This window comes from Mycobacterium paraffinicum (genome assembly GCF_001907675.1).
Classification (GTDB): Bacteria; Actinomycetota; Actinomycetes; order Mycobacteriales; family Mycobacteriaceae; genus Mycobacterium; species Mycobacterium paraffinicum_A.
Genome location: NZ_MPNT01000008.1, coordinates 1 through 18,153, shown reverse-complemented (window position 1 = coordinate 18,153; position 18,153 = coordinate 1). Strand labels below are relative to the sequence as shown.

Annotated in this window: 15 protein-coding genes and 1 pseudogene; 11 read left to right on the top strand and 5 right to left on the bottom strand. The window is 71.1% G+C overall.

The genetic code is table 11. The features are described from left to right. The first annotated feature begins 4 nt into the window (after positions 1-4). The 11 genes and pseudogenes from BRW65_RS10865 (at position 5) to BRW65_RS10815 (ending at position 14,307) form a co-directional block, all read left to right on the top strand. Complete coding sequence (locus BRW65_RS10865) at positions 5-2,347, top strand: xanthine dehydrogenase family protein molybdopterin-binding subunit (protein ID WP_073874386.1); 2,343 nt, start codon at positions 5-7, stop codon at positions 2,345-2,347. Next, positions 2,344-3,231 carry an FAD binding domain-containing protein gene (locus BRW65_RS10860; protein WP_073874384.1) on the top strand — a complete coding sequence of 296 codons (888 nt, stop codon included), beginning with the start codon at positions 2,344-2,346 and terminating at the stop codon, positions 3,229-3,231. The genes BRW65_RS10865 and BRW65_RS10860 overlap by 4 nt, the downstream gene beginning before the upstream one ends. Then, positions 3,224-3,709, top strand: a complete 486-nt coding sequence (locus BRW65_RS10855; protein WP_073874382.1) for a (2Fe-2S)-binding protein — start codon at positions 3,224-3,226, stop codon at positions 3,707-3,709. Before BRW65_RS10860 ends, BRW65_RS10855 begins: the two co-directional genes overlap by 8 nt. A gap of 149 nt (positions 3,710-3,858) precedes the next feature. Further along, positions 3,859-4,407 (top strand): hypothetical protein, encoded by a 549-nt coding sequence (locus tag BRW65_RS10850; RefSeq protein ID WP_432206418.1) that lies wholly within the window; start codon positions 3,859-3,861, stop codon positions 4,405-4,407. Between the two features lie 35 nt (positions 4,408-4,442). Further along, positions 4,443-5,168, top strand: a pseudogene (locus BRW65_RS32770) (BadF/BadG/BcrA/BcrD ATPase family protein); the annotation flags it as partial. Between the two features lie 114 nt (positions 5,169-5,282). Beyond that, positions 5,283-6,158, top strand: a complete 876-nt coding sequence (gene murQ, locus BRW65_RS32765; RefSeq protein ID WP_432206417.1) for an N-acetylmuramic acid 6-phosphate etherase — start codon at positions 5,283-5,285, stop codon at positions 6,156-6,158. Positions 6,159-6,215: 57 nt separating this feature from the next. Continuing rightward, positions 6,216-6,740 (top strand): hypothetical protein, encoded by a 525-nt coding sequence (locus BRW65_RS10835; RefSeq protein WP_073874378.1) that lies wholly within the window; start codon positions 6,216-6,218, stop codon positions 6,738-6,740. Between the two features lie 55 nt (positions 6,741-6,795). Beyond that, entirely contained in the window at positions 6,796-8,502 is a 1,707-nt protein-coding gene (locus tag BRW65_RS10830; RefSeq protein WP_073874376.1) for an Hsp70 family protein, read from the top strand. Positions 8,503-8,696: 194 nt separating this feature from the next. Then, entirely contained in the window at positions 8,697-11,687 is a 2,991-nt protein-coding gene (locus tag BRW65_RS10825) for a heterodisulfide reductase-related iron-sulfur binding cluster (RefSeq protein ID WP_084187787.1), read from the top strand. Between the two features lie 32 nt (positions 11,688-11,719). Then, entirely contained in the window at positions 11,720-13,009 is a 1,290-nt protein-coding gene (locus BRW65_RS10820) for a pyridoxal phosphate-dependent aminotransferase (RefSeq protein WP_073874374.1), read from the top strand. A gap of 35 nt (positions 13,010-13,044) precedes the next feature. Next, positions 13,045-14,307, top strand: a complete 1,263-nt coding sequence (locus BRW65_RS10815; RefSeq protein WP_073874721.1) for a YibE/F family protein — start codon at positions 13,045-13,047, stop codon at positions 14,305-14,307. Here BRW65_RS10815 and rfbA read toward each other — a convergent pair. The 5 genes from rfbA to BRW65_RS10790 all read right to left on the bottom strand — a co-directional run. Continuing rightward, on the bottom strand, positions 14,249-15,124 hold the full coding sequence (gene rfbA, locus BRW65_RS10810) for a glucose-1-phosphate thymidylyltransferase RfbA (RefSeq protein ID WP_073874372.1): 876 nt from the start codon (positions 15,122-15,124) through the stop codon (positions 14,249-14,251). The two genes, BRW65_RS10815 and rfbA, sit on opposite strands and share 59 nt — an antisense overlap. Before the next feature lie 22 nt (positions 15,125-15,146). Continuing rightward, complete coding sequence (locus BRW65_RS10805; RefSeq protein ID WP_073874719.1) at positions 15,147-15,521, bottom strand: nuclear transport factor 2 family protein; 375 nt, start codon at positions 15,519-15,521, stop codon at positions 15,147-15,149. A 29-nt stretch (positions 15,522-15,550) separates the two neighbouring features. Next, positions 15,551-16,306, bottom strand: a complete 756-nt coding sequence (locus BRW65_RS10800; RefSeq protein WP_073874717.1) for a maleylpyruvate isomerase family mycothiol-dependent enzyme — start codon at positions 16,304-16,306, stop codon at positions 15,551-15,553. A 99-nt stretch (positions 16,307-16,405) separates the two neighbouring features. Continuing rightward, positions 16,406-17,731, bottom strand: coding sequence for a UDP-glucose dehydrogenase family protein (locus tag BRW65_RS10795; RefSeq protein ID WP_073874370.1), 1,326 nt, complete (start codon positions 17,729-17,731; stop codon positions 16,406-16,408). 90 nt (positions 17,732-17,821) lie between these two features. Continuing rightward, positions 17,822-18,153: hypothetical protein (locus BRW65_RS10790; RefSeq protein ID WP_208611790.1), on the bottom strand; the 332-nt coding region annotated here is incomplete at its 5' end.

Genomic DNA, 18,153 nt, shown 5'->3' with positions numbered 1-18,153 from the left:
CGCGATGACCGAACAGGCGCAGGAGGCGACGGCCACCGCCCCGGCCCCTCGTTACGCCGGCACCCGGGTGCAGCGGGTCGAGGACGGCCGGCTGCTCACCGGCCGCGGCAGCTTCGTCGACGACATCTCGCGGCCCGGCATGCTGCACGCCTGCTTCGTGCGCAGCCCGTTCGCGCGGGCGCGGATCAACGGCATCGACGCCTCGGCCGCGCTGGCGCTGCCCGGCGTGCGCGCGGTGTTCACCGCCGCCGACCTCAACCCCGACGTGCGGGAGGCCTGGCACGCCGTCGCCGGCAAGGACGTGCCCGACACCCCGCGGCCGCCGCTGGCCGAGGGCGAGGCGAAGTTCGTCGGCGACCCCGTCGCGCTCGTCGTCGCCGAGAGCCGGTACGTCGCCGAGGACGCGCTGGAACTCATCGACGTGGACTACGAGCCGCTGCCCGCCGTCACCGACTTCACCCGGGCGCAGTCCTCCGCCGTGCTGGTGCACGACGCCTACCCGAACAACGTCGCCGGCGGGATGGGCGGCGCCCCGCCGGACGAAGAGCTGTTCGCCAGCGCGGCGTGCGTCGTCGAAGAGCGGATCTACCAGCAGATCTACGCGCCGGTGCCGATCGAAACCCGCGGCCTGGTCGTCGAATGGACGGCCGCCACCGGCGAACTCACCATGTGGGCGTCCACCCAGACCCCGCACGAACTGCGGGCGTTCTGCGCGCGGCTGTTAGGCATTGCGGCACAACGCGTTCGGGTCATCATGCGCGACACCGGCGGCGGCTTCGGTCAGAAGGTCGTCCCGATGCGTGAGGACATGTGCATCATGCTCGCCGCCCGCAAGGTGCCGGCGGCGCTGAAGTGGATCGAGGACCGGCGCGAGAACCTGATGTCGGCCGGGCAGGCGCGGCACGTCGACGGCACGGCGCGCATGGCGTTCGATGACGAGGGCAACATCGCGGCGGCTGATATCGACTTCGTCCAGGACGTCGGCGCCTACCCGACGCCGTACCCGGTGCTGACCACGGCCGCCATCGGCATGTTCTTCCCGGGGCCCTACCGGGTGTCCAAGGCCAGCTTCAACTACAAGACGGTCTTCTCCAACACCAGCGGCCTGGCCGCCTATCGCGGCCCCTGGCAGTACGAGACACTGGCCCGCGAGATCCTGCTGGACATCGCCGCGCGCAAGATGAACGTCGACCCGGTCGAGCTGCGCCGGCGAAACCTGTTGCGCCGCGACGAGATGCCCTACGTCAACCCCAACGGCATGCCGTACGACCACGTCGCCCCGATCGACACGTTCGAGCAGGCTGTGAAAATCCTTGACCACGAAGGCTTTCGGAAGGAACAGGCCGAAGCGCTGGCGCAGGGCCGCTACCTGGGGCTCGGCTTTTCGGCCTACGTCGAGCCGACCGGCGCGGCGACCGGCCACCTGGCCACCGAGGGCGCCACCATCCGCATGGAGCCCACCGGCAAGATCAACGTCTACGTCAACGGCGGCTCGAGCGGCAACAGCATCGAGACCACGGTCGTCCAGTTGACCGCCGATGCGCTGGGCGCCGACATCGATGACGTCGCCACCATCCAGGGTGATACCGCGATCACCCCGTACGGGGCCGGAACGCAGGGCAGCCGCAGCGCGCCGATGACCGCCGGGGCCGTCAACGAGGCGGGGACCCTGCTGCGGGAGAAGATCGTGGCGCTGGCCGCCCACCACCTCAAGGTCGCCGAATCCGAAGTGCTACTGGAACATTCGACGGCAACCGTGCGGGACGACCCGTCGAAGTCGGTGTCCTTCGGCGAGCTGGCCTACACGGCCCACTACTCGCCACAGGGGCTGCCCGCGGGCATCTCGTCGTGCCTGGAGGCGACCGCCCGCTTCGCTTCACCGAACCCCATCCACTGGGCCAACGCCACCCACGCCTGCACCTGCGAGGTCGATGTGCAGACGGGCAAGGTCACGCTGCTGCGCTACATCGTCAGCGAGGACGTCGGGCCGATGATCAACCCCTCGGTGGTGGAGGGCCAGATCGCCGGCGGCACCGTGCAGGGCATCGGCGGCGCCCTGATGGAGGACATGGTCTACGACGACGACGGCAACCCGCTGGCCACCACCTTCGTCGACTACCTGCTGCCCACGGCCACCGAGGTCCCGCCCATCGAATTCGGTCACGTCGAGATACCCGGGCCCGGCCCCGGCGGCTACAAAGGCTGCGGCGAGGGCGGGGCCATCGGCTCGACGCCGGCGGTGATCAACGCCATCAACGACGCGCTGGCACCGCTGGGTGTGACGGTCACCCGGCTGCCGGCCAGCCCGGCGTCGATCGCCGCCCTGCTCGAACGGGCGCAACGGTGAAGCCGGCCGCGTTCGACTACCACCGGCCCGAGACCATCGACGAGGCCGTGGGCCTGCTAGCCGAGCTGGGCGACGACGCGAAGATTCTCGCGGGCGGCCAGAGCCTGGTGCCGATGCTGGCCATGCGGTTGGCCTACTTCGACCACCTCATCGACATCTCACGGCTGCCCGAGCTGCAGGGCATCGAGCGCAGGGGCGCCGAACTGTGGATCGGCGCCGGCACCACCGAGGCCGCCGTGGGCTCCGATCACCAAGTGCGCCAAGCGGTTCCGCTGCTGACCCGGGTGACGCCGTTCGTCGGGCACTTCCAGATCCGCAACCGCGGCACCCTGGGCGGGTCGATCGCCCACGCCGACGCCGCCGGCGAATACCCCGCGGTCGCCTTGAGCCTGGACGCGGTGATGGAGGTCCAATCGCCACGCGGGCGGCGCGAGATCGCCGCCGCCGACTTCTTCGCCGGCGTCTGGGAGACCACGATGGCGTCCGATGAGGTGCTGACCGGGGTGCGGTTCCCGATATGGGACGGCCGATGCGGGTTCGCGGTCGAGGAATTCTCGCGCCGGCATGGCGATTTCGCGATCGCCGGCGCCCTGGTCGCCGTCCAGCTCGACGACACCGACCGGGTGTCGCGCTGCGCGATCGGGCTGCTGGGCATGGGGTCCACCGTCCGGCGCGCGACGGCGGCCGAGGTCGCGGCCGTCGGAAGGCCGGTCGGCGAGCTGGTTCCCGAGGAGATCGGCCAGGCCGCCATGAAGGGGCTCGACGACATTCCCAACGACCTGCAGGGCACGGCGGCGTACCGGCTGCAGGTAGGCGCCACGATGGCCGCCCGCGCCTGGACACGAGCGACAGCCGAAGCAACGACGGGGGCCGACAATGCGTGAACACCCAATCGAGCTGTCCGTCAACGGAACCCCGATCACCGCCGCGGTCGAACCGCGGATGACGCTGGCCGACTTCCTGCGCGAGAAGTGCGCGCTGACCGGCACCCACCTGGGCTGCGAGCACGGGGCGTGCGGGGCCTGCACGGTGCTGGTGGACGGCGCGGCCGTGCGCTCGTGCCTGCTGTTCGCGGTGCAGGCCGACGGGACCGAGGTGACGACGGTCGAAGGCGTCGCGGAGCCGGACGGCACGCTGTCGCCCGTGCAGTCGGCGCTGCGCGAGTGTCACGGGCTGCAATGCGGCTTCTGCACGCCGGGTTTCGTGATGTCGCTGACGGCGCTGCTGCGCGACAACCCCGATCCCAGTGACCACGAGATCCGCGAGGGCCTGTCCGGCAACTTCTGTCGGTGCACCGGCTACCAGGGCATCGTCGCCGCCGCGCGCCGGGCCGCCGAAACCCGGTCGGTCACGCAGCGGTAAAGGTTCACCATCGGCGTGGCATCGACAGCTGCGCGGCTGCACGGGATTTCGGTGCCGCGCGCGTAATCTGATTTCGCAATATTGCTGATAATCGGGAGTGGCGCGTGCGGTTTTCGCAAAGGGCACGGTGGAGTCTTGCCGGTGGGTCCCTGCTGATTGCGCCCGTGCTGGTCAGTCCGGCGCTGATCGACGCCTGTTCGAACACCGTCGCCGGCCGGCCGGTCGCCGCGCCGGGGGCCGGCCCGGTCGAACCCACATTCCCCACGCCCAGGCCATCGGCGGCGCCGCCGGCGCCCACCGCCAGCCCGGCCCCCGGCCTCCCGACGACGCCCGCCAACCCGACCGCACCGGCCGGCGCCATCCCGCTGCCGCCCGACCAGAACGGTTACGTCTTCATCGAAACCAAGTCGGGCAGCACCCGCTGCCAGATCAACAAGGACACCGTCGGCTGCGAGGCCCCGTTCACCAACTCCCCCCTGCAGGACGGCGAACACGCCAACGGCGTGAGCGTGGACTCCACCGGCAAGGTGCAGTGGGTGCTGGGCAACCTGGGGGCCATCCCGACAGTGCAGATCGACTACAAGACGTACAACGCCGCCGGCTGGACGATCAACGCCACCGCCGACGGCACCCGCTTCACCAACGACCACACCCGCCACGGCATGTTCGTCAGCCTCGACAAGGTCATCACGTTCTAGAGGCCAGGTCCTGCATCGGCGGCCCCCGGTGCAGGATGGGTCCGGTGATCCTCGCAGTCGACCTGGGCAAGACGTCGTGCCGGGCCTCGGCGGGCGGCCGCAGGGTTGAGGGGCCGGGCGCGCCGGGGCTCGCGGCGCCCGGCGGTGTGCGGGCCGCGGAGGCGGCGATCCTGTCCGTCGCACGGGATTTCGGCCCGGTCGACGAGATGATCGTGGGCGCGGCCGGGGCGCTGGCGGCGCCGGACGCGGCGCGGACGCTGGGCGATGCGCTGCTGGCCTCGCTGCGCGCGAAGCGTGTCGCGGTGACCAGCGACGCCGTGATCGCGCACGCCGGCGCGCTGGACGGGGAGCCGGGCGTCGTGCTGATCGCGGGCACCGGCGTCGTGGCCCTCGCGATCGACGCGGACGGCGCGCTGCGGACCGTCGACGGCTGGGGCCCGTGGCTTGGCGACGAGGGCGGCGGCGCGTGGATCGGCGCCGCCGGGCTGCGCGCGGCGCGGCGCGCGCACGACGGCCGCGGGCCGTCGACCACGCTGCTTGGCGCCGCCCGCGCCCGCTTCGGCGCGCCGGAGACCTGGCCCGCGCGGCTCACCGGCGCCGCCGCGCTCGCATCTTTCGCACCCGACGTCCTCGCCGCGCGGGACGATGCCACGGCGTGCGCGATCGTCGCCGCCGCAGCCGAGGCGCTCGCCGCCACCGCTCACGCGGCCGGGGGCGGCCCGGTCGCGATGGTCGGCGGGCTGGCCGGGTTCACAGCGCTGCGGGAGCGGCTCGACACCGTCCCGGCCGCCGGCGACGCGCTCGACGGGGCGCTGCGGCTGGCGGCGATCCACGAGCCGCACGTGATCCGCGTGCAGGCGTCGAAAACCATTGCGGTGCAAGGCCTCGACGCGCTCGCCACCGAAGCCGTGCGGCCGGGCACACACGATCTCGACGCGCGGCCCATCGGGGAAGTCGTCGCGCTGCTCGTCGCCGCCGAGGGCGAGGCGCACCATGCGGTGGCGGCGGCGGTCCCCGAAATCGCGGCGGCGGCCGAGGCGATCGCCGCGCGGCTCGAGCGCGGCGGCCGGCTGATCTACGCCGGCGCCGGGACGCCCGGGCGGCTCGGCGTGCTCGACGCGGCCGAGTGTGCGCCCACGTTCGGCACCGACCTCGTGCGCGGCGTGATCGCCGGCGGGCCGGCGGCGCTGACCGAGGCGATCGAAGGCGCGGAGGACGCGTTCGACCCCGCCGATCTCGCCGATCTGACCGCCGCCGACGCCCTCGTCGGCATCACCGCGTCGGGCCGCACGCCGTACGTGCTCGGGGCGCTCGAACACGCGCGCGCGGCCGGTGCGCTGACGGTCGCGATCGTCAACAACCCCGGCGGCAAGGCATCGGCCGACGTGGTGATCGAACTGTTGACCGGGCCCGAGGTGTTGGCCGGCTCGACGCGGCTGACCGCGGGCACGGCTCAGAAGGTCACGCTGAACGCGCTCTCGACGAGCGTGATGATCGCGCTCGGCAAGGCCTACGGCCCGCGGATGGTTGACGTGCGGCCCACCAACGCGAAGCTGCGCCGCCGCGCGGTGCGGATCGTCCGCGACGCGGCCGGCGTCGACGAGGAGACCGCGACCGCCGCGCTCGCCGCCGCGGGAGGTCACGCCAAGACGGCGATCGTCGCGCTGCTCGCGGGCGTCGACGCGGCCGAGGCGACCGCCCGGCTCGATCGGGCGCGGGGCCGCGTGCGGGATGCGCTCGGTGGGAGCTGAGGCGCCTGCGGCCGAGGGCTCAGGACGCTGGCAGCTGGCATCAGTACCATCGGTGCCGTGGCACGCAACGGCCCACCCGACGACTTCCACGAACAGGCGACCCGGCATGCCGACTACGGCGTCGCCGAGCAGCCGACCACCGGCGAACCCGCGGTGAACCCGCCCGACGGGTTCGAGCAGCCCGAAGCGTTCGGCGACCTGGAGACCGAACCCACCCCCTGGTACCGCAAGCCGCCGCTGCTCATCGCCTGGCTGGTTTTCGTCGCGATCCTGATCGGGCTCATCGTCTACGGCATCACTGAATTGCTGAACGGCGGGCAGAGCACCAGCCCGACCCCGAGCACCAGCAGCACGAGCACGTCGACGACGACGACCACCACGACCCCGCCGACGACCACCACGACGACGACCCCGAGCAGCAGCAGCGCGGTCGAGCCGCCGGCACAGCAGCCGACGGGGCAGCCCACGCACCAGCCCAGCCAGCAGGAGCCGACACATCGGCATCATGTGCCCCAGGTGCCGTCGGTGATCACGATTCCGGGCGTACCCACGGTGATCACGGTCCCGCCGGGCCTACGCTGACCCCGCCGGCCGCTAGGGTGAGGACCACCGGGCGATCGGAAGTGGGGTGCGGGGCATGAGCGAGTCGCTCGGGCTGTCGATTGGGGCGGCCAACCTGGTGGCGGCCCGCGCGGGAACCGCCCCGGTGGTCCGCAGCGCCGTGTTGACCCTCTTCGAGCACCGGCCGACCGAAGTTGGCCTGCCCGAGGAAAACCCGAACCTGACCGAGAACGGGATGGTGCTGCGCGGGTTCGTCGAGCGCGTCGGCGACCGGACCCCCGTGGTCGCTCCTGACGGGACGAAGTACCTCGGCGAGGTGCTGACGGTCGAGGCGATCGAGGCCATGGCCCGCACCGTCGGCTACGGGACACCGATCACCATCGCCGTGCCCGCGTATTGGTCCGACGCGCAGTTCACCGCGCTGCGCGACGAGTTCTTCGCCCAGCCGGATCTCGCCCGCGGCGGCGTGGCCCCGGTGCTGGTGTCCGACGCCACCGCCGCGCTCGCCGCGCTGCGCGGCCGGCCGGGGTTCCCGACCGCCGGCGTCGTCGCGCTGTGCGATTTCGGTGCCAGCGGCACCAGCATCAGCCTGATGAACGCCGGGGCCAACTTCGCCCGCATCGGCCCGTCGGTGCGCTACACGGATCTCTCCGGCGACGGAATCGACCAACTCGTGCTCGACCGCCTGCGGGCCTCGGACGACACCATGGCCGACCTGGGCAGCACGGTGCGGATCGGTTCGCAGAGCCGCCTGCTCGGCGAATGCCGGCGCGCCAAGGAGCAATTGTCCACCGCCGCCACCGCCTCGGTCGCGGGCCGGCAGCTGACCCGCGCCGAACTGGAGCAGCTGATCTCCGAACCGCTGGACCGATTCCTCAATGCCCTCGAGGAAGTGTTGCGCCGCAACGGGATTCCGCAATTGGCCGCAGTCGCGACGGCCGGCGGCGGCGCCGCCATCCCGCTGCTCACCGCGCGGCTGTCGGGGCGCTTCGGGGTGCCGGTCCACACCGCGCCGCAGCCCGCGTTCAGCGCGGCCATCGGCGCGGCGGCGCTCGGCGACCAGCAGGCGTCGGCGGGCGTCCCGACCGCCGCGGGCGCCGTCGTGGAAACGCCGACCGAGATGGTGGGCACCGGCGGGATCGACATGACACAGGCCGCGTGGGCCGCCCGGGCCACCGACGTGGACGGCGCCCTGGCCTGGTCCCAGGACGCCGACGGCGCGGACGAACCGGTGCCCTACACCGGGCGGGACGCCACCGGCGAGTACGCCGGCGCGGCAAGGACTTTCGACGATGACGCCGACGACCGCCCGCCGGCCCAGGCCGACGGGCTGCCCTGGTACAAGCGCACGGCGCTGGTCTTGACCGTCGCCGGGGCCGCGGCGGCGGTGCTGGTGGCCGTCCTGTTGGCGATCAACCTGGGGCTGACGAAGTCCAGCCCGCCCAAACCCGCGACCCCGAGCCCGAGCCCGCCGGCGCCGCCACAAACGTCGCAAACCGTGACCATCACCGGGCCGGACAACAGCACCACCGTGACGGTCGTCCCCCCACCCCCGCCACCGCCCTCGTCGACGTCGTCCGAGCCGCCGCCGGCCACCACCACCACGACGACCCCGCCGCCGACCACGACCACCACCACCGAACCGCCGACGACCACCACCGCCGCGCCCACGACGACGTCGCAGCCGCCCACGACGTCGCAGGCGACCACCACCGCAGCGCCCCCGACGACGACCCGCTTTCGGCCGCTACTGCCGCCCTTCGTGCCCCAGCCCCGGCCCTGACCCCGTGGCGCAGGTCACGGCGACGAAGGTCACACCCCTGCGCGGGGACTAACGAAGCAGGCCACGGGCGGCGACGAGCCCCCAACTTAGGGCAGCCTTTCTCGCGGCGGAAGCTGCGGAGATGCAACTATGAGCAGGGCTGAGCAGGCAAACAAATCGCAGGCTGAATCAACGATGCATTGGGGAGACCATCAGTGACGACGCAGATGCTCATCAGACTGATAGTGGGCATGGGCATGACGCTGGTCGTGGCCGCACTCGCTGCCCGGCGCGTCCTGTGGCTGTTCAAGCTGATCACGTCCGGGAGGCCCGCACCGGGGCACACCGACGAACCCGGCAAGCGAATCTGGGCGGAGGTCTCCGAGGTCTTCGGGCAGCGCCGGCTGCTCAAATGGTCGATCCCCGGCCTGGCCCACTTCTTCACCATGTGGGGCTTCTTCATCCTGCTCACGGTCTACATCGAGGCCTACGGCCTGCTCTTCCAGGACAACTTCCACATCCCGATCATCGGGCGCTGGGACGCGCTGGGCTTCCTGCAGGACTTCTTCGCCACCGCCGTCTTCCTGGGCATCACGACCTTCGCCATCATCCGGGTGATGCGCAGCCCCCGCGAGATCGGCCGCTCATCCCGGTTCTACGGCTCCCACACCGGCGGAGCGTGGCTGGTGCTGTTCATGATCTTCAACGTCGTCTGGACCTACGTGCTGGTCCGCGGGTCCGCGGTCAACAACGGCACGCTGCCCTACGGCAAGGGCGCCTTTTTGTCCCAGCTGTTCGGCGCCATTCTGCGTCCGCTCGGGCAGCCCGCCAACGAGATCATCGAGACGACGGCCCTGCTGCTGCACATCGCGGTCATGCTGGCGTTCCTGATCATCGTGCTGCACTCCAAGCACATGCACATCTTCACGGCGCCGATCAACGTCATCTTCAAGCGGCTGCCCAACGGGCTGGGGCCGTTGCTGCCCCTGGAACACGACGGCAAGCCGATCGACTTCGAAAACCCGCCCGACGACGCCGAATTCGGGCGCGGCAAGATCGAGGACTTCAGCTGGAAGGCGATGCTGGACTTCGCCACCTGTACCGAGTGCGGCCGCTGCCAGTCGCAGTGTCCGGCATGGAACACCGGCAAGCCGCTGTCGCCCAAGCTCGTCATCATGGACCTGCGCGACCACTGGATGGCCAAGGCGCCCTACATCCTCGGTGACAAGGAGAGCCCCCTCGAGAACACCCCGGAAGGCGGGGTCGGCGAGGAGCTGGCCGGCGAGAAGCACGCCGAGGCGCACCACGTCCCCGAGTCGGGCTTCGGCCGCGTGATGGGCTCCGGGCCCGAGCAGGCCACCCGCCCACTGGTCGGCACCGAGGAGCAGGGCGGCGTGATCGACCCCGACGTGCTGTGGTCCTGCGTGACCTGCGGCGCGTGCGTCGAGCAGTGCCCGGTGGACATCGAGCACGTCGACCACATCGTCGACATGCGCCGCTATCAGGTGATGATGGAGTCCGAGTTCCCCTCGGAGCTGTCGGCGCTCTTCAAGAACCTGGAAACCAAGGCCAACCCGTGGGGCCAGAACGCCTCCGACCGCACCAACTGGATCGACGAGGTCGACTTCGACGTCCCGGTCTACGGCGAGGACGTCGACAGCTTCGACGGCTACGAGTACCTGTTCTGGGTGGGCTGCGCCGGCGCCTATGACGACAAGGCCAAGAAGACCACCAAGGCCGTCGCCGAATTGCTGGCGATCGCCGGCGTGAAGTACCTGGTGCTGGGCACCGGCGAAACCTGCAACGGCGACTCCGCGCGCCGCTCGGGCAACGAGTTCCTCTTCCAGCAGCTGGCCGCCCAGGCCGTCGAGACGCTGGACGGGGTGTTCGAGGGCACCGAGACCGTCGACCGCAAGATCGTGGTCACCTGCCCGCACTGCTTCAACACCCTGGGCCGCGAATACCGGCAACTGGGCGCCAACTACTCCGTGCTGCACCACACCCAGCTCCTCAACCGGCTGATCCGCGACAACAAGCTGGTGCCGGTCACCCCCGTGTCGCAGGACATCACCTATCACGACCCGTGCTACCTGGGCCGGCACAACAAGGTGTACGAGGCGCCGCGTGAGCTGATCGGGGCCGCGGGAGCGACGCTCACCGAGATGCCGCGCCACGCCGAGCGCAGCTTCTGCTGCGGCGCGGGCGGCGCGCGGATGTGGATGGAAGAGCACATCGGCAAGCGCATCAACCACGAGCGCGTCGACGAGGCCCTGGCCACCGGGGCGTCCACGATCGCAACCGGCTGCCCGTTCTGCCGGGTGATGGTCACCGACGGTGTCAACGACCGCTCCGAGGAGGCCGGCCGGACCGGGGTCGAGGTGCTCGACGTCGCCCAGGTGCTGCTCGGCTCCCTCGAGTACGACAAGGCGACGCTGCCGGAGAAGGGCACCGCCGCAAAGGAAGCCGAGAAGCGAGCGGCACAGGCACCCAAGGCCACCGCGACGGTCGAGGCACCGGCCAAGGAGACCGAGGAGGCGCCCGCCGAGGAGGCCCCGAAGTCCGAGGCCGCCGCCGCGGCGCCCGCCGCGCCGGTCAAGGGACTGGGCATCGCCGGCGGCGCCAAGAAGCCCGGCAAGAAGGCGGCCGAACCCGCCGGCGACGGCAAGGCCGAGGCCTCCGCTCCCGCCGCGCCCGCCGCGCCTGCCAAGGGGCTGGGCATCGCCGGCGGAGCCAAGCGCCCGGGCGCCAAGAAGGCCGCGCCCGCGCAGGCCGAGGCCAAGGCGGAGGCGCCCGCGGAATCCCCCGCGGCCGCCCCGGCCAAGGGGCTGGGCATCGCCGCCGGCGCCAAGCGCCCCGGCGCGAAGAAGGCCGCACCGGCCGCCGAGGCACCCAAGGCCGAGGCACCCAAGGCCGAGGCTCAGCCCGCCGAGGCCGCCCCGGAGACCGAGGACAAGGCGCCCGCGGCGCCCGTCAAGGGCCTGGGCATCGCGGCGGGCGCCAAGCGCCCCGGTGCGAAGAAGGCCGCGCCGGCCGCCGAGGCGCCCAAGGCCGAGGCGCCGAAGGCCGAGGCCGCCCCGCAGCCCGCGGCCGAGCCCGCGCCCAAAGCGGAGCCGGCAAAGCAAACCGACGGCGATCAGGAGCAGCCCGCGCAGCCGGTGAAGGGCCTGGGCATCGCCCGCGGGGCCCGGCCGCCGGGCAAGCGCTGACCTGGGATTTTGTCGCTTGACGGCAAATTTCGGTGGACAGTGGTGGCACCATTAAGGACGTGACCACTCACCAGCTGCCATTGCACGCCTCCGGCCATCACCGGCAGCGGGTCTTCGCGCAGTCGTCCAAGCTTCAGGACGTCCTGTACGAGATCCGCGGTCCGGTGCACGCGCAGGCCGCGCGGCTGGAGGCCGAGGGGCACCGCATCCTCAAACTCAACATCGGCAACCCGGCGCCGTTCGGCTTCGAGGCCCCCGACGTGATCATGCGGGACATGATCCAGGCGCTGCCGTACGCGCAGGGCTACTCCGACTCGCAGGGCATCCTGCCCGCGCGCCGGGCGGTGGTCACCCGCTACGAGCTGGTCGAGGGCTTCCCCCGGTTCGACGTCGACGACGTCTACCTGGGCAACGGCGTCTCCGAGCTGATCACGATGACGCTGCAGGCCCTGCTGGACAACGGCGACGAGGTGTTGATCCCGTCGCCGGACTACCCGCTGTGGACGGCGTCGACATCCCTGGCCGGCGGGACGCCCGTGCACTACCTGTGCGACGAGACGCAGGCGTGGCAGCCCGACATCGCCGACCTGGAGTCCAAGATCAGCGAGCGCACCAAGGCGCTGGTCATCATCAACCCGAACAACCCGACCGGCGCCGTGTACAGCCGCGAGGTCCTGACCCAGATGGTCGAGCTGGCGCGCAAGCACGAACTGCTGCTACTCGCCGATGAGATCTACGACAAGATCCTCTACGACGACGCCACGCACATCAACGTGGCCTCGCTGGCGCACGACATGCTGTGCCTCACCTTCAACGGCCTGTCCAAGGCCTACCGGGTCGCCGGCTATCGCGCGGGCTGGCTGGCGATCACCGGGCCCAAGGACCACGCCGAAAGCTTCATCGAGGGCATCAACCTGCTGGCCAACATGCGGCTGTGCCCCAATGTTCCCGCCCAGCACGGGATTCAGGTGGCCCTCGGTGGCCACCAGAGCATCGAAGACCTGGTGCTGCCCGGCGGGCGGCTGCTCGAGCAGCGTGACGTCGCGTGGGAGAAACTCAACGAGATTCCCGGAGTGTCGTGTGTCAAGCCCGAGGGCGCGCTGTACGCCTTCCCCCGGCTCGATCCCGAGGTTTACGACATCACCGACGACGAACAGCTAGTCCTCGACCTGCTGCTGCAGGAGAAGATCCTGGTCACCCAGGGCACCGGATTCAATTGGCCGGCACCGGATCACCTGCGCATCGTGACGCTGCCCTGGTCGCGCGATCTCGCCGCCGCGATCGAGCGGCTCGGTAACTTCCTGGTCAGCTATCGCCAGTAAGCAACTTCGCAGCCGGCGCCTCTACGGTGGACCGGGTGACACACTCCCACTCGCATGGCCCACCCGGTCCGGCCCAGGTTGAATCGCTGCCCGCCCGGATCGTCGTCGGGCTATTGGTGGTGATCGGGGTGGCGGTGCTGGGCGGCGCCATCGCGCTGTGGCCCAGCCGGCAGCACGTCGACATCCCGATGCCGTTCCAGAACGCCGCCGGCGGCGCGGTGAGCACCCAGTCCGGGCACGTGCTGTCCAGCGGCATGGGCGACTGCGGCAGCCCGTCGGTCAGCCAGGTCCTCACCACCGCGCCGCAGCCGGCGCCCCCGGGCGCGGGCCGCTGCGTGCTGACGCAGGTGGCGATCGATTCCGGCCCCAACACCGGGGCCAACACGTTGCTGGAGTCCTCCCCCGGCCCCGGTCAGCCCAAATTCGCGGTGGGAGACCACATTCGGCTCGTCCGCCAGGTCGACGATCAGGGCGCCACCAGCTACGCGTTCTACGACTTTGAACGCGGCTGGTCGCTGATCGCCCTGGCCGTCGCGTTCGCGGTGGTGATCGTGGCGGTGGCCCGCTGGCGGGGGCTGCTCGCGCTGGTGGGTATCGCGGTCGCGTTTCTGGTCCTGGTGGGGTTCCTGCTGCCGGCCCTGCGTGACGGCGCGCCCGCGGTTCCGGTGGCGCTGGTGGGCGCGGCGGCGATCCTGTACGCGGTCATCTATCTGGCCCACGGCGTGAGCCTGCGGACCAGCGCCGCGCTGCTGGGCACGTTGACGTCGCTGCTGCTGGCGGCGGGATTATCGTGGGCCGCAATCCAACTGGCGCATCTGACCGGCTTGTCCGATGACCAGAACGCCACCGTCAGCGCGTACCTGGGCAACGTGTCGATCAGCGGCCTGCTGCTCGCCGGCTTCATCATCGGGTCGCTGGGTGTGCTCAACGACGTGACGGTGACCCAGGCCTCCACGGTGTTCGAGCTGGCGCACCTCGGCGGGTCGCGGCGCGCGATCTTCCTGGGCGCCATTCGGGTTGGCCGCGACCACATCGCCAGCACCGTGTACACGCTGGTGCTGGCCTACGCCGGCAGTTCGCTCCCGCTGCTGCTGCTGTTCAGCGTGGCCAACCGTTCGCTGACCGACGTGCTGACGGGCGAGAGCGTGGCCATCGAGATCGCCCGGTCCGCGGTGGGCGGCATCGCGCTGGCGCTGTCGGTGCCGCTGACGACGGCAATCGCCGCCGCGCTGGCCAAGCCTAGTGAAACCGGCTCCGCTCCAACAGATCCAGCAGATAACCGCCATAGCCGGACTTGAGCAGGGTATGGGCACGCTCGGCCAGCTGCTGGTCGGTGATCCAGCCCTGCTGCCACGCGACTTCCTCGGGGACGCTGACCTTCAGTCCCTGCCGCCGTTCCAGCGTCCGCACGAAGTCGCTGGCGTCCAGCAGCGAGTCGAACGTTCCGGTGTCGAGCCAGGCCGTCCCGCGGGCCATCACCTCGACCGACAACTTGCCCCGGCTCAGATAGATCTGGTTGACCTCGGTGATCTCGTACTCGCCGCGCGCCGACTTCTTGAGGCCCTTGGCGATCTCGATCACGTCGTTGTCGTAGAAATACAAACCCGGCACCGCGTAATTGGATTTCGGCGTCTGGGGTTTCTCCTCCAGCGACAGCGCCATACCGTCGTCGCTGAACTCGACCACGCCGTACGCCGACGGGTTGGCCACCCAATAGGCGAAAACCGCTCCGCCGCTGATGGTTTGGAAGCGACTCAGGCTGGTGCCCAGGCCGGGCCCGTAGAAGATGTTGTCCCCCAACACCAAAGCCACCGAGTCGTTGCCGATGTGGTCGGCGCCGAGGACGAAGGCCTGGGCCAGGCCGTCGGGCCGCTCCTGCGTCACGTAGGAAATGTTGATCCCGAACTGCGAGCCGTCGCCCAGGAGCCGCTCGAAGCCCGCCGCGTCGTGCGGGGTGGTGATCACCAGGATGTCCCGGATCCCGGCCATCATCAGCGTGGACAGCGGGTAGTAGACCATCGGCTTGTCGTACACCGGCAACAGCTGCTTGCTGATGCCCACGGTGATCGGGTGCAGGCGGGTGCCCGAGCCGCCGGCCAAGATGATGCCGCGCATGAGTGGCTCCCCTATTCCACGCTTAACTGACGAGGTCGGATTCGGTGAGTTCGGTGGCCGCCAGCGCGGACGCCAGGTCGCCGTGCCGGAACACGGACGTGACATGGTCGTGGACCACCCGGAACGCCGACGCGGCGGTCGTCACGGCGCCGGGATCGTCCTGGGCGCTCACCTTCTGCTCGACGACCACGACACCGTCGTGCACGTACATCCGCCCGATTTCGGCCGTGTCGCGGCGGGCAGCGGCCCACCGGCGCAGCGCCTCATGGCCCTGCGCGGCCCCGTGCGCGTCACCGATCTCGATGTCGTCGCTGGACAGGGCCACCAGGGTTTCCAGGTCGGCAGCGTTGAGCGCGTCGTGCCATGCCAGGACGGTGGCGATCTCCGAAGTGGTCATGGTGTGCAAGTTACCGTGTGGACCCGTGGCTAGAGCGGGGTACGGTCCAGCCAGTTCTGCCACACCGCCTCGTCGCCGAACAGCTGGACGCCGGTGTCGCCGAGCGGCACCCGGCGCAGGATGGCCAACAGCAGCTCGGTCGCCCCGCCCCGCAGCGCCGCGGTGCCCTTGCCGTGCTCGTGCGACCAGGTGATGCGCCCGGCCTCGACGCCGATCGTCCACTCGCCGGCCTCGCCGAGCCCGGGGTCGGTGGCGTGCAGGTGCAGGGTGTCGCCGTCCTCGATTGGGAGCGGCGCCCCCTGTGCGCCGGCCTGGATCGCGACCCGCTCGAGCCATTCGGTGATTCCGTCGGCGGCGATCTCGGCGGCCAGCGTGAACTGCGCTCCCAGGGCGATCGCCGCGTCGGCCCGATGCACGGCGACCTCGTGCAGGCGGCGGCGGACCCACCAGTTCGCCGGGCGCTGCCCGAGGAAGGTCCACACCGGTGTTTCCACGCCGGTCAGCTCGACGGCGTCGACCAGCCGTTGTGCGCCGCCCTGCAGCCAGGAGACGGCGTCGGCCGGGTCGGGCGGCGGCTTGCCTCCTTCGACGGACCGGAAGTCGAGAAACTCCTGCAGTCGCTCGCGCACGATCTGCGCCGCCCAGCGGTCGCCGCGACCGACGTGGCGCAGCAGCTGGTTCAGGTCCCACCCCGGGCAGGTCGGCACCGGCGTGGACGGGTCCGCATCGCGGAAAAACTCCGAAAATGCGCGGTTCTCGTCGAGGAATGCGCCGGCATAGTCCACGCCGGTCAGGCTACTCGCCGGCTTCGCGCCGAACGTCACGCCAGCGTGGCATTCGCGGGTCAGCGCCACGCTGGCGTGACGCTCGGCCCCGGGAGGCCCTCAGGGCCGCGGGGCGCCCAGCCGGAACACCCGCCAGCCAGCCTGCGTCCAGCGGGCGGCGTCGAGGCAATTGCGGCCGTCGACGATGACCCGGGCCCGCACGCGGTCGGCCAGGTCGGCGGGGTCGAGCTCGACGAATTGCCGCCACTCGGTGAGCACGAGCACCGCGTCGGCGCGGTCGCAGGCCTCCTCGACGGAGACCGCGTAGTTCAACGTCGGGAACAGCTGCTGCGCGTTGTCCAGCGCCTTGGGGTCATACACGTTGACCGCGGCGCCGTTGAGCTGCAGCTGCCCGGCGACGTTGAGCGCGGGCGAGTCGCGCACGTCATCGGATTCGGGCTTGAACGCCGCACCGAGCACCGCGATGTTGGCGCCCAGCAGTGAGCCGCCGCACGCTGCGCTGGCGAGCTCCACCATCCGGGTGCGCCGGCGCATGTTGATGCTGTCGACCTCACGCAGGAACGTCAGCGCCTGGTCGGCCCCCAATTCGCCGGCGCGGGCCATGAAGGCGCGGATGTCCTTGGGCAGGCAACCCCCGCCGAAACCCAAACCGGCGTTGAGGAATTGGCGGCCGATCCGCGGGTCGTAGCCGAGCGCGTCGGCCAGCACGCTGACGTCGGCGCCGGCGGCCTCACACACCTCGGAGATGGCGTTGATGAACGAAATCTTCGTCGCCAGAAAGGCATTGGCCGACACCTTGACCAGCTCCGCGGTCTGCAGGTCCGTCACCAGGAACGGCACGCCGTCGGCGAGCAAGGGGCCGTACAGCTCACGCACCGCCGCCTCGGCGCGCATCGAATCCTGTTGCACGCCAAGCACGATGCGGTCGGGGTGCAGCGTGTCGTGCACCGCATAACCCTCGCGCAGGAACTCCGGATTCCAGGCGACCTCGACCTCGACGCCGTCCCGCGCCAGCCCGGCCGCGCGGTGGTTCAGCTCGGCCGCGGTCCCCACCGGGACGGTCGACTTGCCCACCAGCACCGACGATCTCGTCAGCCGCGGCACCAGCGCGTCGATGACGGCGTACACGTGGCGCAGGTCGGCACCGTACTCGCCCTTCTTCTGCGGCGTGCCGACGCCGAGGAAGTGCACGTCGGCGAACTCGGCCGCCATGTCGTAGTCGGTGGTGAACCGCAGCCGCCCCGCGGCCAGGTTCTTGGTCAGCAGCTTGCGCAGCCCGGGCTCATAGAACGGGATGTCACCGCCGGCGAGCTTGGCGACCTTGCCGGGGTCGATGTCGACCCCGACGACCTCGTGTCCCAGTTCCGCCATTCCAACGGCGTGGGTGGCGCCCAGGTAGCCGGTGCCGAAAACGGTGCATCGCATACAACCGGTGTAGGTCGCCGCGATGAGCGAACTGCATCGCCCGGCTGAGCGGGGGGCAAACGGCGGATGACAGGTGGTCTGCCGTCCGGACTAGCGGCGGCCGAAACCTCCGTGACCACCGCCGAAGCCGCCGTGGCCGCCGCCGAGGCCCGGAAGCCCGGGAATTCCGCCGCCACCACCACCGCCGCGCGGCCCCTCCTCGCCGCCGCCGTGCGGCGGCCCGAAGCCGCCTCCGGGGGGCCCACCGATGACCGGCCCGCCGATGCCGGGAATCGGCAGCGGGATCGGCACCGGAATGGGGGCCACCGCGGGTGGCGGGGCCGGAGCCGGCGCCACCGGAATCGGGGCGGGCGCCGGGGCCTCGGGCACCGGGACCGGAGCGGGGGCCGCCGGCGCCGGGGCGGGCACCTGGACCTCAGGCA